The sequence below is a fragment of the Actinoplanes palleronii genome, assembly GCF_016862315.1.
Classification (GTDB): domain Bacteria; phylum Actinomycetota; class Actinomycetes; order Mycobacteriales; family Micromonosporaceae; genus Actinoplanes; species Actinoplanes palleronii.
The window spans coordinates 45,111-65,396 of the sequence record NZ_BOMS01000046.1; the positions used below are offsets into that span (position 1 = coordinate 45,111).

Annotated in this window: 24 protein-coding genes; 9 read left to right on the forward strand and 15 right to left on the reverse strand. The window is 71.1% G+C overall.

What is annotated here, in order from left to right; all coding sequences use genetic code 11:
- Positions 1-63: 63 nt before the first annotated feature.
- Both Apa02nite_RS17090 and Apa02nite_RS17095 read right to left on the reverse strand, forming a co-directional pair.
- A complete protein-coding gene (locus Apa02nite_RS17090; protein ID WP_203825842.1) occupies positions 64-525 on the reverse strand; it encodes an HIT family protein in 462 nt (153 codons plus the stop codon).
- Entirely contained in the window at positions 522-1,544 is a 1,023-nt protein-coding gene (locus Apa02nite_RS17095) for a phosphotransferase (RefSeq protein ID WP_239164361.1), read from the reverse strand. The genes Apa02nite_RS17090 and Apa02nite_RS17095 overlap by 4 nt, the downstream gene beginning before the upstream one ends.
- A 24-nt stretch (positions 1,545-1,568) precedes the next feature.
- Here Apa02nite_RS17095 and Apa02nite_RS17100 point away from each other — a divergent pair, with 24 nt between their 5' ends.
- From Apa02nite_RS17100 to Apa02nite_RS17110, 3 genes are all read left to right on the forward strand, one after another.
- Entirely contained in the window at positions 1,569-2,573 is a 1,005-nt protein-coding gene (locus tag Apa02nite_RS17100) for a DUF4037 domain-containing protein (protein WP_203825843.1), read from the forward strand.
- Between the two features lie 119 nt (positions 2,574-2,692).
- Entirely contained in the window at positions 2,693-3,196 is a 504-nt protein-coding gene (locus tag Apa02nite_RS17105) for a SigE family RNA polymerase sigma factor (RefSeq protein WP_203825844.1), read from the forward strand.
- Complete coding sequence (locus Apa02nite_RS17110) at positions 3,193-4,173, forward strand: hypothetical protein (RefSeq protein WP_203825845.1); 981 nt, start codon at positions 3,193-3,195, stop codon at positions 4,171-4,173. The genes Apa02nite_RS17105 and Apa02nite_RS17110 overlap by 4 nt, the downstream gene beginning before the upstream one ends.
- Before the next feature lie 66 nt (positions 4,174-4,239).
- On the opposite strand, the gene Apa02nite_RS17115 is transcribed toward Apa02nite_RS17110, so the two are convergent.
- A complete protein-coding gene (locus Apa02nite_RS17115) occupies positions 4,240-4,491 on the reverse strand; it encodes a YciI family protein (RefSeq protein ID WP_067698369.1) in 252 nt (83 codons plus the stop codon).
- A gap of 50 nt (positions 4,492-4,541) precedes the next feature.
- Here Apa02nite_RS17115 and Apa02nite_RS17120 point away from each other — a divergent pair, with 50 nt between their 5' ends.
- Complete coding sequence (locus Apa02nite_RS17120; protein WP_203825846.1) at positions 4,542-5,333, forward strand: hypothetical protein; 792 nt, start codon at positions 4,542-4,544, stop codon at positions 5,331-5,333.
- Positions 5,334-5,409: 76 nt separating this feature from the next.
- On the opposite strand, the gene Apa02nite_RS17125 is transcribed toward Apa02nite_RS17120, so the two are convergent.
- The 6 genes from Apa02nite_RS17125 to Apa02nite_RS17150 form a co-directional block, all read right to left on the reverse strand.
- Positions 5,410-5,841 (reverse strand): hypothetical protein, encoded by a 432-nt coding sequence (locus Apa02nite_RS17125; RefSeq protein WP_203825847.1) that lies wholly within the window; start codon positions 5,839-5,841, stop codon positions 5,410-5,412.
- Positions 5,838-6,020, reverse strand: coding sequence for a hypothetical protein (locus tag Apa02nite_RS17130; protein ID WP_203825848.1), 183 nt, complete (start codon positions 6,018-6,020; stop codon positions 5,838-5,840). The genes Apa02nite_RS17125 and Apa02nite_RS17130 overlap by 4 nt, the downstream gene beginning before the upstream one ends.
- A gap of 88 nt (positions 6,021-6,108) precedes the next feature.
- Entirely contained in the window at positions 6,109-6,291 is a 183-nt protein-coding gene (locus tag Apa02nite_RS17135; protein ID WP_203825849.1) for a hypothetical protein, read from the reverse strand.
- A gap of 111 nt (positions 6,292-6,402) precedes the next feature.
- Entirely contained in the window at positions 6,403-6,588 is a 186-nt protein-coding gene (locus Apa02nite_RS17140) for a hypothetical protein (RefSeq protein ID WP_203825850.1), read from the reverse strand.
- 78 nt (positions 6,589-6,666) lie between these two features.
- Positions 6,667-7,038 (reverse strand): nitroreductase/quinone reductase family protein, encoded by a 372-nt coding sequence (locus Apa02nite_RS17145; protein WP_275412478.1) that lies wholly within the window; start codon positions 7,036-7,038, stop codon positions 6,667-6,669.
- A 268-nt stretch (positions 7,039-7,306) separates the two neighbouring features.
- The gene (locus Apa02nite_RS17150; RefSeq protein ID WP_203825852.1) at positions 7,307-8,329 is read right to left on the reverse strand and encodes a LacI family DNA-binding transcriptional regulator; all 1,023 of its coding nucleotides are present in this window, start codon (positions 8,327-8,329) and stop codon (positions 7,307-7,309) included.
- 134 nt (positions 8,330-8,463) lie between these two features.
- Here Apa02nite_RS17150 and Apa02nite_RS17155 point away from each other — a divergent pair, with 134 nt between their 5' ends.
- Positions 8,464-11,997, forward strand: a complete 3,534-nt coding sequence (locus tag Apa02nite_RS17155) for a LamG-like jellyroll fold domain-containing protein (RefSeq protein ID WP_203825853.1) — start codon at positions 8,464-8,466, stop codon at positions 11,995-11,997.
- Positions 11,998-12,032: 35 nt separating this feature from the next.
- On the opposite strand, the gene Apa02nite_RS17160 is transcribed toward Apa02nite_RS17155, so the two are convergent.
- Positions 12,033-12,569 carry a GNAT family N-acetyltransferase gene (locus Apa02nite_RS17160; RefSeq protein WP_203825854.1) on the reverse strand — a complete coding sequence of 179 codons (537 nt, stop codon included), beginning with the start codon at positions 12,567-12,569 and terminating at the stop codon, positions 12,033-12,035.
- Position 12,570: 1 nt separating this feature from the next.
- On the reverse strand, positions 12,571-13,242 hold the full coding sequence (locus Apa02nite_RS17165) for an FKBP-type peptidyl-prolyl cis-trans isomerase (RefSeq protein ID WP_239164362.1): 672 nt from the start codon (positions 13,240-13,242) through the stop codon (positions 12,571-12,573).
- Positions 13,243-13,567: 325 nt separating this feature from the next.
- On the opposite strand from Apa02nite_RS17165, the gene Apa02nite_RS17170 reads away from it, so the two are divergent.
- Both Apa02nite_RS17170 and Apa02nite_RS17175 read left to right on the forward strand, forming a co-directional pair.
- On the forward strand, positions 13,568-14,575 hold the full coding sequence (locus Apa02nite_RS17170) for a cation diffusion facilitator family transporter (RefSeq protein ID WP_203825856.1): 1,008 nt from the start codon (positions 13,568-13,570) through the stop codon (positions 14,573-14,575).
- A gap of 11 nt (positions 14,576-14,586) precedes the next feature.
- On the forward strand, positions 14,587-15,138 hold the full coding sequence (locus Apa02nite_RS17175; protein WP_203825857.1) for a GNAT family N-acetyltransferase: 552 nt from the start codon (positions 14,587-14,589) through the stop codon (positions 15,136-15,138).
- Here Apa02nite_RS17175 and yiaA read toward each other — a convergent pair.
- Positions 15,126-15,548, reverse strand: coding sequence for an inner membrane protein YiaA (gene yiaA, locus Apa02nite_RS17180; protein WP_067698396.1), 423 nt, complete (start codon positions 15,546-15,548; stop codon positions 15,126-15,128). The two genes, Apa02nite_RS17175 and yiaA, sit on opposite strands and share 13 nt — an antisense overlap.
- A gap of 16 nt (positions 15,549-15,564) precedes the next feature.
- Positions 15,565-16,479 carry a cation diffusion facilitator family transporter gene (locus tag Apa02nite_RS17185; RefSeq protein ID WP_067698398.1) on the reverse strand — a complete coding sequence of 305 codons (915 nt, stop codon included), beginning with the start codon at positions 16,477-16,479 and terminating at the stop codon, positions 15,565-15,567.
- A 153-nt stretch (positions 16,480-16,632) separates the two neighbouring features.
- On the opposite strand from Apa02nite_RS17185, the gene Apa02nite_RS17190 reads away from it, so the two are divergent.
- A complete protein-coding gene (locus Apa02nite_RS17190) occupies positions 16,633-17,784 on the forward strand; it encodes a monooxygenase (RefSeq protein WP_203825858.1) in 1,152 nt (383 codons plus the stop codon).
- Between the two features lie 124 nt (positions 17,785-17,908).
- A complete protein-coding gene (locus Apa02nite_RS17195; RefSeq protein ID WP_067698402.1) occupies positions 17,909-18,115 on the forward strand; it encodes a helix-turn-helix transcriptional regulator in 207 nt (68 codons plus the stop codon).
- On the opposite strand, the gene Apa02nite_RS17200 is transcribed toward Apa02nite_RS17195, so the two are convergent.
- Together Apa02nite_RS17200 and Apa02nite_RS17205 are read right to left on the reverse strand one after the other, a co-directional pair.
- The gene (locus Apa02nite_RS17200) at positions 18,112-18,759 is read right to left on the reverse strand and encodes a GntR family transcriptional regulator (RefSeq protein ID WP_203825870.1); all 648 of its coding nucleotides are present in this window, start codon (positions 18,757-18,759) and stop codon (positions 18,112-18,114) included. The genes Apa02nite_RS17195 and Apa02nite_RS17200 overlap by 4 nt on opposite strands.
- 151 nt (positions 18,760-18,910) lie before the next feature.
- Positions 18,911-20,017, reverse strand: coding sequence for a DICT sensory domain-containing protein (locus Apa02nite_RS17205; RefSeq protein WP_373872963.1), 1,107 nt, complete (start codon positions 20,015-20,017; stop codon positions 18,911-18,913).
- Between the last annotated feature and the right edge of the window lie 269 nt (positions 20,018-20,286).

Below are 20,286 nucleotides of genomic sequence, written 5' to 3' on the forward strand. Positions count from 1 at the left end.
GCCTACGGACGGGACGCGGTATTCGTACCGAATGAGGACGGTCTTGAGGAGAAGCGGTCTGGCCTAGGAAGACAGGAAGTGGCGGATCGCCGCGCGCAGGGGGTCGTGCTGGGGGCCGAGCGGCGTCTGCGCCCACTTCTGCTGCGGATAGCGGGCCACCGGGCCCACCACCAGCTCCGGCGGCTCCCACTCGTAGCGCGGCCAGATGTGCGCGTGCAGGAACGGGTCGAAATTGCCGAGGATCTCCAGGTTGATCCGGCGGAACGCCGGGTCCAGCGACGCGCAGGCGCGCTCCACCGCCTCCCCCAGACGTTCCATGCTCTCCAGGAACGTCAGGCGGGCCGGCCGCGGCAGATCCGTCAGCCGTTCCACGGCCGGGTCGTCGGTGAGCAGCAGGCAGTATCCGGGCAGGAACTGCGCATCGCCGATCACCGCGAAACCGCCCGGCAGCGTGGCCAGCAGCGTCGGGTTCTCGCCGCGGGCGCAGGAGCCGATCCGATCGGTACGCCAGTCGTCCGCGCTCATCGCAGCGCCTCCCCCGCCCAGCGGCCGACCACCTCGAGGACCGGGGCCCGCCCGGCGAACCGTTCCGGCCAGCCGCGCGCGTCGTAGGCGGCGGCGTGCGCGTCCTGCGTCAGCGACGCAATCATGCGCGGTGCCAGCCAGAAGTACTTCGCCGCGCCGGTGACCATGATGGCGCGCTGGACCACGGCCGGATCGACATCGGACATGCCCCGGACGTAGCCGTCGATGACCGCCTCGAGGACGCCGTCCATCAGCGACAGGTCGATCAGGCCGTCGAAGAACGTGTCCAGGGCCAGGTTCGCGGCGTCCTCGCCGATCGCGCCCGGCCCGGTGAACGCCCAGTCCAGCAGCACCGGGCCGGAGTCGGCGAGCACCACGTTCATCGGCCACACGTCGTGGTGACAGAGCGTGCGCGGCAGCGCGTCAGCGGCCGCCAGCAGGTCGTGCCGGTGCTCCCACACGTCGCGGAGCCGGGCGCGCAGCTCCGGCTCCCACGCGGCGACCACGACCGGGTGATCCCAATCGACCTCGTCCGGCACCGGCTGGGCCAGGGTGTAGTCGCGCAGGAAGTCCCGGGCCAGCCACTCCGTCGCCGGTGGCCGGCCGACCCAGCCGTTCTGCCCGGCGCCGAGCCGGTAGGCGATGTCACCGGCGTCCTCGGGCCGCCACGCGCTCATCGGGGCGCCGGGCACGTCGGCCAGCCACATCGCCACCGAACCGTCCGGGCGCTCCTCGATCTCGTACAGTTCCGGAACGGACAGTCCGCCGGCCGCGAACGCGGTCCGGGCCAACCCTTCGGCGTACGCGAGCGGCTCACGCCTCCAGTAGTTGAAGTGCCCCGGATCCTCACTGGCCGCCAGATGTGCCGCCGCCCCCTCCCGCCGGCGCATGACCACTTTCAGCACCGCGGTCCCGCCGTCGCGCGGCACCCGCCACACCCCGCCGGTGACCTCGTTGGCCGTGCTGTACACGAGTTGTTCCGCGGCGGCGCTCACGACGTAAATGCCTCGTTGATCCACATAGCCGCATGCTAAACCGGCATCGTGCCCGCATTCCGTCCCGGCGTGGAACTGTCCCGCCTCTTCTACCGTGAAGCGGTCCGCCCGTTGCTCGGCGACCGCCCGCATATCGCCGCCCGGATCGGACCGGGCAGTGACGTGCTCGGCTTCGACACGCCGCGCTCCACCGACCACGACTGGGGCCCGCGCGTCGACCTGTTCCTCGAGGACCCCGGTGACCTGGCCGAAGAACTGCGGCACACCCTGCCGAAGCGGTTCCGGGGCTGGTCCACGCACTTCGCGCCGCCCGGCGCGCGGGTCCGGTCGATGGCCGACACCGACGGGCCGGTCGACCACTACGTCACGGTCACCGGCCTCTCCGCGTGGCTGCGGAGCCGGATCGGGGCGGGCGAGGACTGGCTGGCCCTGTCGTGGCAGCGGCTCGCCGAGATCACCGGCGGGGCGGTCTTCCACGATCCGGACGGCGAACTGGCCGCGAGTCGGAAACGACTGTCCTGGTATCCGGACGAGGTGTGGCGCTACGTGCTCGGCTGCCAGTGGGCGCGGATCGGGCAGGAGGAGGCGCTCGTCGGCCGCACCGCGGAGCTCGGCGACGACCTGGGCTCCCGGATGGTGACCGCCCGCCTGGCCCGGAACCTCACCCGCCTGCTGTTGCTGCAGCAGCGGCGCTGGCCGCCGTACCAGAAATGGCTCTCCGCCGCGATCAGCGGCGACCCGGCGGCGGCCCACCTCGCCGAGGCGCTGTCCACCGGCGACGGCGAGCGCAGGCAGGCGGCGCTGTGCACGGTCTACGAGGAGGCCGCCCGCCGGCAGAACGCCCTCGGCCTGTGCCCGCCGCTCGACGCGGTGCGCCGGCCGTACTTCGACCGCGGCTACCCGGTGATCGGCGCCGACCGGTTCGCCGCGGCGCTGCTCGACGGGCGGGCCGCGATCGGCACCATCGACCAGTACTGCGACAGCAACGACGTGCTGGACGATCCGGAAATCTGCGCGGCGGTAAGCAGATCCGCGCACTCACCGCGTCCTTAGGTCAGGTTTCGGAACCCGGCCGCGTGTGAAGCGCCCGCAGACGGGGGCGGGCGCTTCGCGGCCCCGGCCGGGTTCCGAACAACCGACGGGTGACGGCATCCAGACGACCGGGGGAACGAGTGCACACCGGATTCGAAGAGTACGTGCGAGCGCGAGGGGACACGCTGCGACGGTTCGCCTACCTGCTCTGCGGCGACCGCCATCTCGGCGAGGATCTGGTCCAGGAGGTCCTGGTCAAGGCGTACCGGAGATGGTCACGCATCGAGGCCGACCAACCCGACGCCTACCTGCGCACCGCGCTGGTGCGCTCGCACGTCTCGTGGCTGCGCCGGCTGTCCAACGCCGAACGACCGGCAACGGTCAGCCACGACCGGCCGGCGGCCGGCGACTTCACCGACCGGCAGGCCGACCGCGACGAACTCTGGAGCCGGCTCACCGGGCTGACCCGGGCCCAGCGGGCGGTGCTGGTGCTGCGCTACTACGAGGACCTCGACGACCGGCAGATCGGAGAGATCCTGCGCTGCGCACCGAGCACCGTCCGGGTGCACGCGGCCCGCGGCCTGGCGCGACTGCGCCACGAACTGAACCCTGTTCATTCCACGATCTCCGGAGCCACCTCATGAGTGTCGAAGAGGACCTGCGCACGACCCTGCGCGACCGGGCCGACCAGGCCGCTCCGCTGCCCGACCTGTGGGCCGCAGTCACCGCCGGAGTCCGCCGTGATCAGCGCAAACGCCGCACTCTGGCAGCCGTCGCGGCGGTCGCCGTGGTGGCCGCGGGAATCACGGTCCCGACGCTGCTGCACGACCGCGGCACCGACCGCCTGCCGGCCGCGCCGCCCACGGCGAGCCCGGCGACGTTCCCGGCGCCGGTCTTCCCGCTGCGCCCGACCTGGCTGCCGGCCGGCGTGCCGACCGCGTTCGCCAGCACCTGGACGATCACCCAGATGGGCCCGAACGTCCGGATGGAATACACCGAGGGCACCACCGTGCTCGGCATCGAGATCGGCCCGCTGCAGGCCGATTGGGAGACCGAGGCGACCGATATCCATCAGGCCGACGTTCTCAGCCGGCCCGCTGAGGTCCATGTCGCTCCGGGGTACGACGGGTCCGGCGCCGGCGAGCGCTTCGTCGGCGTGCGCTGGAAGATGCCCGCCACCCGCTGGATCTCCGTGCTGAGCTGGGGCAAGCTGACCGAGGCCGACGTGCTGCGGGTGGCCCGGAACCTGGCGGCCGGTGAGCACATCGTCTCCGGCTATCCGGCGCCGTTCAGCTTCCCGTCCAGCCCGCCCGGGCTCGTGCTGCAGCACCAGTCGGACAGCACGATGTGCCTCGCGCCGCCGGCCCTCGTGGCCCAGCAGCGGCAGCCGGCCGGACTCTGTGCCTCGCTGCAGGAGGGTGAGGGGTTCAACCCCGGCAGTGCGACCGAGACCTGGTCGATCGAGGGACGACGGATCGCGTACGACCAGGACGGGCACTCGCTGCTGATCGAGTGGGGTGGTGACACCCAGATCAGCGTGGACTGGGATCCCGCCGTGATCACGTTGAGCCACGACCAGGTGGTCGCGCTCGCCGACGGCCTCCGCCCGATCCACCGCTGAGCGACAGGCGTGCGGCGATGACGGCGCTGCAGGTGCTCGGCGCGCCGCCCGGCGTCACGGACCCGGTCAGCTGAGGATCGGCAGCCACTCCCGGACGCTGCTGACCGTCACCCCGGGCGTGCTGAAATACGGGTCGGCGGCCAGCACCGCCTGCGGGTCCGGCGTGTCCAGCACGATGACAGCGCCACTGTCGTCGGCGAGTGGCCCGGCCATCCGGACCACGCCGTCGGCGTGCAGGGCGGTGAGCAGCGCCCGGTGCGCGGGCCGGGCGGTGATCCGGGCGGGCTCCGGGGTGAACGACAACTCGACGATCCACATGCGGGCACCATAGGTCGTTCGCCGCGGGCGGGCATCGGGATAATGCCCGGATGTCGCACGCCGATCTCACCCTCACCGGCTGGTCGGGCCTCTCCGACGAGGCCGCACTCCGCACCGCCACCGCCATCGCCGGCAGCACTCAGGCGCGCCTGACCGGGATCGGCGCGCATGCGTACGCCGGCCGGTCCGGGCGGGTGGCTTTCTTCGAGAGGGACGATCTCCGGTACGCCCTCGTGCCGGGCGGCACGGTCACGCTCGGCTTCGACCCGGACCGGTTCACGCCCAGCGCCCGGCAGGTGGCCGACTTCGCCGAGGCCGAGGTGGAGTCGGCGCTCCCCGCGTTCCTCGCCGAGATGACCTCGCCGGCGCGCACGGTGACGTTGCCGGCCCGGCTGGTCGCGGTCAGTTCCGAGGTGACCGACACGCTGCTGCCCGACGGCGTCGACGACCACGCCGAGCTGATCGCCGCCCTCGGTCGCCGGGGCCTGCGACCACCGAGCCCGGACGAGTGGGAGCACGCCTGCGGGGCCGGGGCGACGACACTGTTCCGCTGGGGCAGCGACTATCCGGCCGGCGAACCGTACGGAAAAGTGCCTTTGATCCAGGACCCGAATCTGCTCGGACTGCTGATCGGTGATGACCCCTATCGGTCCGAGTTCACCACCGACCCGGCGGTGCTGTGCGGAGGGGACGGCGGCTCGGCGCTGTGCGGCGGGTCCGGGCCGTTCCTGTCGTGGCTGTCGGTGGCCACCGCGTTCCGCGACCCGGACCTGGCGGAGGTGGTCGCGGAGGGCGGCCTGACCGGCGAGACTCCGATCCGCCCGGTCCTGGAGATCCCCTGAGGGCTCAGGCGTGGGCCGGGTCATGGCCGCTGACCCCAAGCGGCCATGACCCGGCCGTCCTCTCACGACCGGATCGTCAGACCCCTGGATCCCAGTCGACGAGCCTGATCGCGACGTCGTGGCCGCCGTAGGCCTCCGGGATCGCCGTCACGATCGCGCCAATCATCGTGAGAGCTTCCCGGAGCACCTGAGCGACCATCGGCGGGCCGATCAACACTCGGTGCATCGGATGGTGTTCCAACCGCGGCCGAGCAAGATTACCGGCCTCGATCGTGGCCTGGATGTCGAGCGGCAACTCGACAATGGTCCGGCGAGGGGACAGGACGTGATTCCACATCGATGGAGTCGCCCGGAGAACCACTTGAGCCTCGAGAACAGCATTGGTCGGGACCGCCATCGTGAAGTCACCGAAGTCCGCGTCTTCCAGGATGCGCATCAGGACCGGATGCCCTTGAAAGAGTTCCACCAATGCGGACGCGTCGAGGATGAATGGCGATTCCGGCATCATGCCGTTTTACTCTCTCGGCGGGCCTTCATTTCCGCGACCAGTCGGTCGGTGTCGCCGAGCCACTTCTGGTAGGCGGCTTCCTGCTCCTCGGTGAACGGCTTCGGCGCGGGGAGGCCGAGGAGTTCGCAAAGCCTTTCGGAGATGCTCTGCGACTTTTCCGGTTGGATGTCGTCTGTCATGCGACGAGAGTAAGGCCATTTTCGGCTCTATGGAAGAGCGTGCGACAAGGTGTCGGATTGCACCCACGCAGCCGCTGAGCAGCCCGAACTAGCCGCTCCGCTCGCGGCGGGCCTTCATCATCGCGACCTGTTCGTCGATGTCGCCAAGCCACTTCCGGTAGGCGGCTTCCTGCTCCTCGGTGAACGGTTTCGGAGGAGGCAGCCCGAGGGCCGCGCACAGCTCCTCAGCAACGGTCATCGGCCGATCGGAACTGGTGTTTTCGTCTGCCATTCGGGTCACCTCAATCCATGACGGTAAGCGCGACGTCGTGGCCGCCATAAGCCTCGGGTATCGATGTGACGATCACGCCGGACGCGTCGAGGATGCGCGGCTCCCGCACCGTCATGCGGCGGCCTGATCGCGACGCGCCCGCAATTCGCGGACCTGCCTGTCGCCGTCGTCCATCCACTCCTCGAAGGCCTTCCTCTCCGCCTCGGTGAGCGGCTTCGGAGGGGGCAGCCCCAGGAAGGCGCACAGCCGCTCAGAGGCCCTCATCTGCTGGTCAGTCTCGATGAATTCGTCTGCCATGGCGCCGACCGTAGCGCCCGCCCGGACACGAAAGGAAGAGCGCACGACTAGTTGGCACACGACAGGGTGAAAACGGGCTCAGTCCAGCTCGATCTCGACCAGTGGGCTGCCCTCCAGCCACGACTCCAGGCTGCCGGCCCAGCTCAGGCCCGGCACGATCTCGCCGAACACCCGGGCGCGCTCCTCCGGATCGGTCACCGGGCGAGCGCGGGCGGCCACGTCGCGGCCGGTGAGGTGCAGGGTGAACGCGGGATGGGCGAGCAGGTTCGCATACCAGTCGCGGCTGCCGGGGCTGCCGGTCAGCCAGTAGCGGCCGCCCGCCAGATACCGCCACGTCTCGATCCGCCGCGGCTGGCCACTGCGCCGGCCGATGGTGGTGATGTCCACGGTCTGCTGCTGGTCCAGGGCCTCGCGCACCTCGTCCGTCATGGTCATCCGGCCATCGTGCACCCTCAACCAGACTTCAATTCAACCCCTATCCGGTACGGATACCGAGCGCCCGTCCGCAGGCTACGAGCCGAGTCCCGCCCGTGAGGCCACCGCGACACCGCCCCCACCCCGGACCGCCACGCGCCTCCCCGATCCTGGCTGGTTCACAGGGGTGTCTCAACGCCCCGGAGGCACCCCTGGGAGCCAGCCGGGGTCGGGGAGCCGCGCGGCGGCCTCGGCGAAAGCGGCCTCGCGCGACGAGTAAGGCGGGACGGATGCGGCCGGGGAGTCACCCGAGGGTGGGCGCGGAGGAGGAGCGGACCACCAGCTGGCACGGGACCGCATGCACGCCGGGGGTGTGACCGCTTTCGATTGCCTGCAGCAGCAGCCGGCCGGCGCGGTGGCCGACCTCGCGCAGGTTCAGGTCGACGCTGGTCAGCGGGGGGCGGCACTCCTCGGCCACCGGGGCCCAGTTGTCCACGCCGACGATCGCCACGTCCTCGGGCACCCGGCGGCCGGCCTCGCGCAGGCCGTCGGCCACCCCGCGGGCGATCGTGTCGCTGCCGCAGAAGACCGCGTCGACGTCCGGGTGTTCGCGGGTCAGCGCGGCCGCGGCGAACCGGCCCCACACCTCGCTCCACCCGCCGTACCAGGGTTCGCCGACCAGCGACAGGCCCGCCGCGGCCAGGGACTCGTGCACGCCGGTGACCCGGGCGATGGCCGAGGCGTGACCGTGCGGCCCGGTCACGTGCGCGATCCGGCGGCGTCCGGTCCGTACCAGATGGTCGATCGCCATCACCGCGCCGCCGGCCTCGTCGGTGACCACCGAACAGTCCGCGTCGTCCGCGGAGCGGGCGAAGGCGTAGACGACCGGGACCGGCGCGCGTTGCAGGACCAGCGGCGGTCTCGCCTCGGCGCGCCGGCCGGCCACGATGATGCCGTCGACCCGGCGGCTGAGCAGGCTGCGGACGTAGTGCTGTTCGCGGATCGGGTCGTCGCGGGTGTCGCAGACGAACGCCAGGGTCTCCGCCCAGCCCAGCGCGTCCTCGGCGCCGTGCAGGATCGGCAGGCTGAACCGGCCGTGGTGGTCGGTCATGATCAGGCCGACGGTGAACGTGCGGCCGGTGAGCAGGCTCGTCGCCACCGAGCTCGGGATGAAGCCGAGCTGCTCCGCGGCGGCCTGGACCCGGGCGCGGGTCTCGTCGCGCAGCTGTCCGCGATCGTTCAGCGCCTTGGACGCCGTCCCGATCGAGACGCCGGCGAGGCGGGCGACGTCGGCGATCCCGGCGCGGCGTGAGGTTTTCCCTGGCACGGCCACACGCTACCGGCGGAAACCCTTTTCCTCAATGCCTTCCATTGACCACTGTGCATAGTCCTCGTAACCTGGCGGAAACCGCCGTCCCCCGCTCGGCAAACTTTTTCCTTTCTCTCTGGAGATGACCCCCGATGAGACCCTCCCGGCTCCTCGCCGTGACAGCCGCCGCCGGGCTGCTCACGGCGCTGCCCGCGCTCCCGGCCTCGGCCGCCGACCCGGCAGCCGACGACCTGGTCGTCGCGTACGACTTCGACCACGACGACCTGACCGGCGTCATCACCGACACGTCCGGTCACGGCCTGAACGGCACCCTGGTCAACGGCTCCACCGCCGCCCTGACCGACGGCGCCCTGCACCTGCCCGGTGGCGCGGCGAACTCGACCGGCGCCTACGTCTCGCTCCCCCGCGGCGTCCTGGCCGGCCGCACCGATCTGACCGTTTCGGTACGCGCCAAGTGGGACGGCACCACCGCACCCTGGCAGTGGATCTACGCGCTCGGCAAGGACACCGGCCGTTACCTGTTCAGCACCCCCTACAACGGTGACGGGCTGCTGCGCACCGCGGTGACCACCGGTGGTGGCGGGGCGGAGGCCCAGGTCACCGGCTCGGCCCCGCTCCCGGCGAACGTGTGGAAGACCCTGACCGTCACCCTGGACACCAGCGCGGACCGGCTCACCACGTACCTGGACGGTGTCGCGGTCTCCAGCGCGCCGACGACGGTCAGCGCCGCCGACCTGCTCGACGCGGCGACCACGACCAGCGGGTTCATCGGCAAGTCGTTCTACGCCGACCCGCTCTTCGACGGCGCGGTCGACGACTTCCGGGTCTACGGCAGTGCGCTCACCGCGGAGCAGGTCGCGGCTCTCCACCCGGGCGGGCTGCCCACGCTCACCGGTCTGACCCAGACCGCCTTTGACGTACGAACGACGATCGGCACCGCCCCCGCGCTGCCGGCCACCGTCCGCGGCACGTTCGACGACGGCTACGCCCGCGACGTCCCGCTCACCTGGCCCGCGGTCGACCCGGCCCGGTACGCCCAGCGCGGAGTGTTCGAGGTGACCGGCGAAGCCGGGGGCACCACGGTCACCGCCACCGTGACCGTGATCCGCGAGGGTGAGCTCACCGTCGACCTGGCGCAGTCCACCGGCGCGTTCCACGGCGGCGCGTCCGGCTCGCTCTACGGCCTGTACGGCGACGGCGTACCCACCAACAACCTGATCGAGGGCATGCACCTGCGCACCGTCGCCACCAAGGCGCAGGACGGCCCGCAGCACCCGGGCGCCGACGCCCTCGAGGTGGTCAAACCCCTGGCGGACAGCACCGGCGGCGACACCTACATCTACATGACCGATATTCATCGTGGCTTCCCGTACCAGTGGCCGGGCAGCACCCCGGCCGAGAAGCTGGCGACCTTCAAGCAGAAGATCGCCCTGCAGGTCGACCAGGTGCTGACCCTCGAGCCGAAGTACCAGCAGCACGTGGTGTTCGTGCCGTTCAACGAGCCCGAGGGCAACATGTTCGGCACCGGCGAGTGGAGTTACAACGGGGTGAGCTGGCTCGACGACCCCACCGACTACTTCGCCGCGTGGGACGACGTCTACCGGATCATCAAGCAGCGGATGCCGGCCGCGCGGATCGCCGGTCCGAACACGAGCATCCTGTTCACCCAGGTCAAGGGCTTCCTGCAGCACACCGTCACGGCGGGGACGGTGCCGGACGTGATGACCTGGCACGAGCTGAGCCACCCGGAGAAGGTGCGCCAGAGCGTCGCCCAGTACCGCGAATGGGAAGCCGCCGTCCTCGGCAGGCAACTGCCGATCAACATCAATGAGTACGCGTTCAACTACCACACCAGCGTCCCCGGCCAGATGATCCAGTGGATCTCGGCGATCGAGGAGTCCAAGGTCGACGCGGACATCGCGTACTGGAACATCGACGGGAACATCTCGGACTCCGCGGTGCAGGCCAACCGGGGCAACGGGCAGTGGTGGCTGTTCAACGCGTACGGCTCGATGACCGGGAACACCGTGCGGGTCACGCCGCCGTACCCGGGCCAGAACTACACGCTGCAGGGTGTCGCCACGCTCGACCGGGCCAGGAAACAGGCGCGGGCGATCGTCGGCGGGGCGACCAGCGCCGGATACCTGCGGTTCGACAACATTCCGCGATCCGTTTTCGGCTCGACCGTGCACGCCACGATCCGGGAGATTCCGTGGACCGGGCAGGTGGGCGATTCCGCGCAGCCCCGGCTGCTGGCCGAGACCGATTATCGGGTACGGGACAACGGCGTCGCCGTGGAGTTCGACGGCACGCGACTGCCGAAACTGACCGACTCCTCGGCGTACGAAATCGTGCTCTCACCGGGCCCGGACCGGCAGCGAGCCGGCGACGTTCCGACCACCTGGAGCGGGTCTTTCGAGGCCGAGAACGCGACCTACACCGGCAGCGGATACAGCAGGAACGGCCCGGAAGGCTCCACCGCTGACGTGTCGAAGTTCTACACCTCGGGCGGTTACGACGTCGGCGGGCTGCGCACCGGCAGTGACGGCGTGCTCGACTTCACCGTGGACGTGCCCACGGCCGGGACCTACGACCTGAGCGTGTTCGCCAACGCGCTCAACACCTACGACCTGGTCCGCGAGCAGGGCCCGACAAACGTGTTCCTGCGCGTCGACGGCACCGCCGAGCAGGAGATCTACCTGCCGCTCGGCTACAAGTGGGTGGTCTGGGACCACGCGGACACCACTGTCACGCTGACCGCCGGCCGGCACACCGTCTCCCTCGCCGCGAAGAGCCTGGACGGCACGAAGGTCACCAAGGGTGACGCCATCCTGGACCGGATCACGCTGTCGCTGCCGAACCCGGCCGCCGCGACAGCGGTCTATCCGGCCGCACAGGCCGACCTGACGAACGCCGTTCCCGCGAAGGACGGCGTCACGGTGCGGCGTGGCGGCTCGGCGACATTCTGGGTGTATTCCAAAGCCGACGCGGAATCGACCCTGGACGCGCATGTCCGCTCCGGCGCGGCGACGGTGACCGTCAATGGCATCGCGGTTGCCGCCAAGGCCGCGGTCTCCCTCTCCGGCGGCGTCAACAAGGTGGTGGTGACCGCGACGAGGAACGGCACGAAAATCGACCGGCTCACCGTCCGATCGTCGGCGCATCTGCCGACGACCGTGCTGGAGGCCGAGGCGGCCACCCGGACCGGCACCGCGGCCGTGACGGCGAAGTCCCTGGCCAGCGGCGGCGCGGCGGTCACCGGTGTCGGCGACGGGCCGGCCAACACGCTGACCTTCGCGGTCACCGCGGCGCGGGCCGGCACCTACGCGCTGCGGATCCGCTACTCCAACCCGGAGCAGGCCGAGGCCACCCACTACAACCCGGATCCCCTGGCCCGGCACGCCGATCTCACGGTCAACGGCGGCGCGGCGCAGCGGGTGCTCTTCCCGCACAGCTTCCACGACAACAACTTCTGGGAGCTGACCGTGCCGGTGACCCTGCGCCAGGGCGTCAACCGGGTCGGTGTCTCCTCCGCCGAGCTGCCCAACTTCGACGGTACGACCTACGCCTCGGACACCTGGCCGGGCGTGCTGCTGCGCTCCGCCTGGGCACCCGTGCTCGACAAGGTGACCGTCACGCCGTACAGCAAAGCTCTGCCACGGTGACCCGGATCGGCCCGGCGCCCGCGCGCCGGGCCGATCTAATCCGTTGCGGTCCGGAGCACCGCGAAGACCAGCTCGTCCTCCCACACTCCCTTGCGCAGACGGCTCTGCACGAAATGCGCCTCCTGGCGCATCCCGAGCCGGCGCAACAGTGCCGCCGAGGCGCTGTTGCCGCCGGCGCAGCGGCCGATGATCCGGCGCAACCCGAAGTGCTCGAACCCGAGCCGGAGCATCTCCCGGGCGGCCTCGGTGGCCAGCCCGCGGCCCTGGCAGCGCGGATCGAGGATGAAGCCGATCTCGCCCGTCCGGTCCGACCGGCTCACCCAGACCAGCTCCACGTGCCCGATCACCCGGCCGCCGGACGCCTCGACCACCGCCAGGCTCAGGCAGTCGCCCTCGGCGGCCAGGGTGATCTCGCCGGCCATCTGGTCGACGACCGCGACCACCTCGGCGCGGTCGCGCGGCTCCCAGCGCATGAACCGGGCCACCGCCGGCTCGCGCTGATAGGACCACACGTCGTCGACGTCGGTGGCGGTGAACGGGCGCAGCAGCAGCCGCTCGGTGCGGATCAGCACGTTACTTGGCCGCGAGGACGTCCACGATGAAGCGCAGCGTGCCGCCGACGCCGTTGCTCGGGTTGTCGCCGTAGGCCAGGTCGGCCGGGATGTCGAGCTGGACCCGGCTGCCCACCGTCACGCCGACCAGACCCTGGTCCCAGCCCTTGATGACCTGGCCGCCGCCGACCGCGAAGTCGAAGGTCTGCGAACGCTTCCAGGACGAGTCGAACTCCTTGCCGTCGGCGTACTTGACGCCCACGTAGTTCACCGTGGCGGTCTGGCCGGCCTGCACGGCCGCGCCCTTGCCCATGATCAGCGGGGTGACCACGAGCTTGGTGACGGTGCCCTTGCCGGCCGTGGCGACCGGCTTCTTCGACAGCGCCGGGTCGGCGCCCGCCGGGACCGGCGGGAAGGCGGCCGCGGGCGCCTCGGTGGTGGCCTCCGCCGCGGCGGACGCCGAGGTCCCGCCGGCCGCGGTCGGGGTCGACGCCTCGTCGTCGCCGCCGCGGACCGCGAGCACCACCACGATCGCGAGCACGGCGATCACGGCGGCGGCCGCACCCGCGACGGTCAGGGTCTGCCGGCGTTTGGCCGCGGCGGCGGCCCGCCGCTTCGCGGCCTTGGCGGCGGCACGTTTCTCGGCTTTGGACGAAAGGGCCGGGCGTTGCCGGGCCGTCACGCGATCAGTCACCGGGCCACCGTACGGCAACCGTCTGTGCCGCGGCTGCCGGTCAGGTCCCGGTTCCCTCCCGCTCCACGCCGGCCCTCTCCCGGCCTACGCCGGCTCCCTTCCGGTCCACGGCGGACCAGTGAGCCGCTCTCCATCGCGACCCACACCCGGGTGGCGGTGACCGCGAGGCCGTGCGGGTGGCGTCCCACCATCCGCGCGACCGGTGTGGTGATATCGCCAGTGGACTGTTTGTGCAGGTCACTGGCGATAGCAACGTTGGCGCAACGCGGTCGGGCACCTATCGTGAGCACGACCGCACGGCGCGAAGGGCGACGGGGGAAACACGATGGGTACGCAGCATCACCACCACACCCGCTGGGAGCAGCTCAAGCACCGGCTCACCCCGCACTCGCACGACGCCGCCGACAAGATCGACCCCGCGCTCGAGTCGTCCCGGGCCGGGATGCGCACGCTGTGGATCTCGCTGGTCGTGCTCGGCGCGACCGCCCTGCTGCAGGCGGTCATCGTGTCGTGGTCCGGCTCGGCGGCGCTGCTCGGCGACACGCTGCACAACGTCGCAGACGCGCTCACCGCCGTACCCCTGGGCATCGCGTTCTGGTTCGGGCGGCGGGCCGCGACCCGGGCGTACACCTATGGTTTCGGCCGGGCCGAGGACCTGGCCGGCGTCGTGATCGTCCTGGTGATCGCGGCCTCGGCGGCGGCGTCGGCGTTCGTCGCCGTGCGGCGCCTGGTCGAGCCGCAGGCGATGACCCATCTGCCGTGGGTCCTGGCCGCCGGGGCGGTCGGTTTCGCCGGCAACGAGCTGGTGGCCCGCTACCGGATGGCGGTCGGCCGCCGGATCGGCTCGGCCGCGCTGATCGCCGACGGGCTGCACGCGCGCACCGACGGGTTCGCGTCCCTGGCCGTGGTGTTCGCCGCGGCCGGGGCGGCGCTCGGCTGGCGCTGGGCCGACCCGGTGGTCGGCCTGATCATCACGGTGGCGATCCTGGTCGTGCTCAAGGACGCGGCGCGCGAAGTGTACCGGCGGCTGATGGACCGGGTCGACCCGGAGCTGGTCGACCGGGCCGAGCGGGAGCTGCGGCTGATCCCCGGCGTGCGCGACGTGTCCGGGCTGCGGATGCGCTGGGTCGGGCACCGGCTGCGCGCCGAGGCGTCCGTGGTGGTCGACGCGCACCTGAGCCTGCTGGCCGCGCACGAGATCGCCGCCGACGCCGAGCACCAGCTCACCCACGCCGTGCCGCGGCTGACCGAGGCGACCGTGCACGTCGACCCGGACACCCATCCGGGCGCCGGGCACCACCTGCGGATCAGTCACGCCCGGGCGACCGTCTAGAGTCCGATCCCGTGACCGAGATCGTTCTGGCCGGGCCGGCCGATCGTACGAATGCCCTCGCGACCCTGGTCCCGGCGTTCGTCGCCGACCCGGTGCTGCGCTGGTTGTTCCCCGCCGACGACACCTACCCGGAGCACGCCACGGCGTTCTTCGGACACCTCTTCGACGCGCGCGTCCGGCGGCACGCGGTGTGGCTGGCCGAGGGCGGCGCCGCGGTGGCGATGTGGGACCCGCCCGGCGCGGACCCCGACCCGCTCGAGCTGGAGCTGCCGGCCGAGGTCCGGGAGCGGGTCAGCACCTACGACCACGCGGTGCACGGGATCATGCCGGCCGGGCCGCACTGGTATCTCGGCACTCTCGCCACCCACCCCGAGCGGACCGGCCGCCGGCTGGGGCACACCGTGATGGCCGCCGGCCTGCGCCGGGCCGCCGAGGACGGGTTGCCCGCGGTGCTGGAGACCTCGACCGAGGGCAACGTGCGGATGTACGAGCGGGCCGGCTGGAAGCTCATCGCCTCGATCACCGACCCGCTACCGGTCTGGGTGCTGGCTCACGGCTTGTAGAGCATGTCGCGCACGTTCTTCTGCACCGCGACCGCGGAGTAGAGGGTGAGCACGAACGCCAGGCCGTAGAAGCCCTTCTCGTTCAGCTCCATGCCGCTGTTGAACAGGCCGACCACCAGCATCACGATCGAGATGCCGACCATCCCCCAGGACAGGGCGAGGTACAGCGCCGAGACGGCCATCCCCTCGGCCTGGTCGCGGACCGACTTCTGCAGCGAGATCGCCCCGAACAGGCCGAGGAGCAGGACCGCGGCGTAGAAGCCCTTCTCGCTCTTGGTCATCTCGGCGTTGAACAGCCCGACGCCGAACGCGATCACCCCGACCGCCAGGGCCGCCCAGGACGCGCCGATGAAGGCGGGCGTGGGCCTGAGCGGCTGCGGCGGCGGCGAGGGCGGTGGCTGGTAGGTCATGATTTACCGCACATTATCAGGACGGACGGTAAATGTCCGGCTCCAGGTAGATCACCTTGGCGGTCGGCACCGCGGCACGGACCCGGGCCTCGGCGTCGTCGATGGTCGCTGCGATGTCCCGGCCCTCGTCGTGTTCACCGACCGCGATCTTCGCGGCCAGCAGCAGTTCCTCCGGGCCCAGGTGCATGGTGCGCAGGTGGATCACCCGCTGCACGCCGGGCGAGGCGAGCAGCGCCTTCTCGATCGCGGTCAGCTGCTCGGGCACCGCCGACTCGCCGATGATCAGGCTCTTCGTCTCAATCGCCAGGATCACCGCGATGCTGACCAGCAGCAGGCCGATCAGCAGGGTGGCGATGCCGTCGTAGACGCCGTTGCCGGTGAGCACGCTCAGGCCGACGCCGAGCAGGGCGAACAGCAGGCCGATCAGGGCGCCGCTGTCCTCGAGCAGGATGACCGGCAGCTCCGGGTTGCGGGTCCGGATGATGAAGCGGAACCAGCTGCGCTTGCCGCGGACCCGGTTCGCCTCGCCGACCGCGGTCCGCAGGGCGTAGCCCTCCAGCACCGCGGCGATCAGCAGCACGGCGACCGCCACCAGCGGCGATTCCAGCTCGTGCGGGTCGATGACCTTGTGGTAGCCCTCGTAGACCGCGTACAGGCCACCCAGGCTGAACAGGACGATCGCCACGATGAACGCGTAGACGTAGCGTTCCCGGGCGTAGCCGAACGGGTGCAGCGCCGACGCCGGCCGCTTGGCCCGGCGCCCGCCGACCAGCAGCAGGACCTGATTGGTGGAGTCCGCCACCGAGTGCACACCCTCGGCGAGCATGGAGGCCGATCCGGTGATGGCCGCGGCGACGAATTTCGAGACGCCGATCGCGAGGTTCGCGCTCAGCGCCGTCACCACGGCCTTGGTACTGCCTTCGGTTGCCATTGTTTCCTTTCTAAAGATGAAGATCCATCATGCCAGCAAGATCAAATTACGCGTACGGCATGACCGGGCCCTTTACGGGACATCCCGGATGTGATCTTCCCTCGGATTTCGGCAGTATCGGCGGGAAGTCCGGTTCTACGGGAAGGCCCTGTGATGCGAATCCTGCGCCCCGTCGCCACCTTGTCCACCGCGCTGCTGCTGCTGGCGGCGTGCGGCTCCAGCCCGAGCACCCCGGCCGCCGCGCCGGCCACCTCGAACCCGCACTCCGGTCATACCGCGACCTCGGCGCCACCCCCGACGCCACTGCGCACCGGCGAGCGTTTCGTCGACCTCGCACTGCCGCAGGCGTACACCCCGCAGGCCCCGAACGGCGGCACCGACGACTACCGGTGTTTCCTGGTCGACCCGGAACTGACCGAGGACGCCTACCTGACCGGCAGCCAGTTCCAGCCGCAGAACGCCGCGATCGTGCACCACGCGATCTTCTACCGGCTCGACCCGCAGCAGGCCACCGAGGCCGCCGCGGTCGACGCGCAGACCCCCGGCGAGGGCTGGACCTGCTTCGGCGACGCCGGGGTCGAGGGCCAGACCGCCTGGGTGGCGCACTGGGCGCCGGGCGCCGGCGAGACCCTGATGCCGGCCGGTTCCGGCTTCACCATGCCGCCCGGCAGCAAACTGGTCATGCAGGTGCACTACAACCTGCTGGAGACCGGCGCGGCCGGGCAGACCGACCAGTCCGGCATCCAGCTGCGGGTCGCGGCCGGCAGCACCCCGCTCACCAAGCTGTCCACCGCGCTGTTCCCGGCCCCGATCGAGCTGCCCTGCGCGGCCGGCGAGAGCGGTCCGCTCTGCGACCGGGACGCCGCGGTCGCCGACGTCGCCAAGCGCTTCGGCGAGGAGCAGGAGAAGCACCTGATCGAGGGCTGCAGCGCCGGCAAGATCACCCCCGGGGACACCCAGCACTGCGACCAGCCGGTCGAGGGCGCCGCCACCATCTACATGGCGGCCGGCCACATGCACCTGCTGGGCCGCTCCATCAAGATCGAGCTGAACCCCGGCAGGCCCGGCGCGCAGACCATCCTGGACGTTCCGCAGTACAACTTCGACAACCAGGCGCTGGTCCCGCTGCCGAAGCCGATCCAGGTCAAGGCCGGCGACACCGTCCGGGTCACCTGCACGCACGACGCCAAGCTCCGCAAGATGCTGCCCCAGCTGCAGAAACTGCCTCCGCGCTACGTCGTCTGGGGCGAGGGCACCAGCGACGAGATGTGCCTCGGCATCCTGGTCACCGCCCGGCCCGCTTGACCCACAACCCCTTTCCGGTACGCCGGTGGCCGCGCCCCGCGACCACCGGCGTCCACCAAAGTTTCCGCAATATCTTGGCCCGCGGGGGTACTCAGCAAGTTGTCGAGTGCCTATAGTCAAGCGTATGCCAACCAAACGCCTCACATTGATGGGCACCCATGAAATCAAGGTGCGCCTCGGCGGCGAGCTCAGTCGTCAGCGGGTGAACCAGCTGACCGCCAAGGCGCACTTCCCCAAACCGATCGCCGAGCTGGTGCAGGGCCGGGTCTGGCTCGCCGAGGACATCGAGGACTGGATCAGCACGTACCGCACCCGTCCCCGCGTTCCTTAGCCGAAGGCGGCCAGATGGCGGGATCGCGCGGCGGTCAGGTGCTCGCGCATCGCCGTTTCCGCGGTGTCCGGCTCGCCCGCGCTGATCGCCGCGGCGACCCGTTCGTGCTCGCGGTGGGTGGTGCCGACCTCCGCGTACGGGAAGTACAACCGGTGGATGTGCAGGTGAGCGTGCAGCCGGGTGATCGCGTCGCGGAGCAGCGGGTTCGCCGCGGTGACCGCGACCAGGTCGTGGAATCGGGCGTCGGCCGCGGTGAAGGCGGCGTGCGAGTGCGGGGCGCTCACCTCGTACGCAATGGTCGCCTCAGCCACCAGCGACGCCCGCGCCGCAGCGTCTCCCCGGCTCGCCGCCCACCGGGCGGCGGCCGGTTCCAGCACCAGCCGCATGTCGAACATGTCGTGGAACTCGGCCCGGGTCAGCAGCGGGCTGACCGTGTAGCCGGCGAGAGGCCGCTTGCGCAGCAGCCCTTCAGCCTCGAGCCGGGCGAGAGCCTCCCGCACCGGCGTCGGCGAGACCTCCAGCTCCCGAGCCAGCGCGTCGATGTTGACCCGCGCCTCAGGAACCAGCCGATGCTCCAGGATGAGCGCCTTCAACGACTCATGAACATCATCACTGAGCACCGAACGCCGAATCGGCCCGGCCATCACCCCTCCCCTCCCGCACCGGTCGACAACAAGCCCGAATCCTATAGGATCCGTCCACGGCGGTGCGGGCCACTCTCGGGGCATGGCCGCCTCGCGGAGCATCGCCGACATTCCGGCGTCATGCTCATGAGCTGCCGCGCTCGTGGTCGAGTCAGCCGTCGATGGTGACCACCGAGGTGTTCTGCGCGACCGCCCACTCCAGCGCCTGCCGCAACTGCTCCTCGGGCAGCGGCCGGCGGCGGGTCACCGTCACGGCCACCGTCACCCTCGCCGACAGGAAACCGCTGCGCGCCTCGGCGTCGGCGAAGTCCGCGACGAGACCGTACGCGAACGCCACCGCCTCCTCGTGCCCCAGCGCCGGCAGGAACACCATGAAGTCCGCCGGGCCGACCTTGCTGGCCCGGTCGCCCGGCCGCAGCCGGGCCAGCAGCAGATCGATCGCCGCCTGCTGCTGGCGAAGGGCCGTCCGTCCGAGCTGAGCGTCCGGCCCGCCGGACGGGGAGGTGAGCCGCACGGCGAGCACCGCCACCGGTAGTACGCCGGACGCGGTCACCCCGGTGGCCCCGGCCCACCTGCGCACCCCCGGCTCACCGGCAATGTCGGTGTCACCGGCCGCGGCCGATGAGGTGACCGCGCCTGCGCGAGTCCCGGTGGTGCGCAGTCGCCGGTGATCCCGCTCGACCTGGTCCCCGAGCACGCGCAGCGCCGCGTCGGCCCGGCTCTCGCCCGGAGTCGCCGGCAGCTCACGCACCCGGTCGACGACCGCGTCCACAGCCGACCGCGCCACCGGCGACAGGCGGTCGCCCAACTGCTGGCGCAGCCGCAGCACCTCGTGCAGCGCCTCGTCGCGGCGAAAGCAGGACCGGCCCTCGAACACCCGCCCGCTTTCCAGCGTCGCGGCACCGGCCTCGAACTCCTCGAGGTCGTGCGCCACCAGCACTGCCCCGAATCGTGGCGTCAACACCACGACCGTCCACTCCCGGGCCAGTTCCTCCTTCTCGTCCAGCAGGACCACGTGCACACCGGCCGGCACCTCGGGCGCCTGCGCGGCGGCCATCCCCACCACCGTCACCGCCGCCGACCTCGCGATGCGTTCGTAGACCCGGCGTTCCCGCTCGAAATACGGCAGCCGCTGGAAGAGCGCTAAGACGACCATCGGCCCGTCCTCGGTGGCCGCGAGAGCCGACTGCTCCACGGCATGCGAGACGGTCACCAGCGTTCTCTTCGTCAGCCGTTGCGCGGCCGGGGCATCAAGCACCGCCGTAGCCTAGGCAAGCCGCACCGTCTCCGCATCCCCTGGAGATGGTCTCCGGTGCGCTGTCCCGGAGCCCGGTCGGATCGATCCTCGGACCAACCGGCAGGCGGGCAGGCAACGGCCATCTGCTGACACGGGCGTACGGCGCCACGCGCTCCCCGTCGAGTGGACCGCCGGGGCGGACCGTCTCCCTCAGGCGGTCACGCAGCCGCTCCCGGCCGATGCGGCGAGCCGCACGAGGCCGGCGACAGCAGCGTCTTGGTCACCAGGCG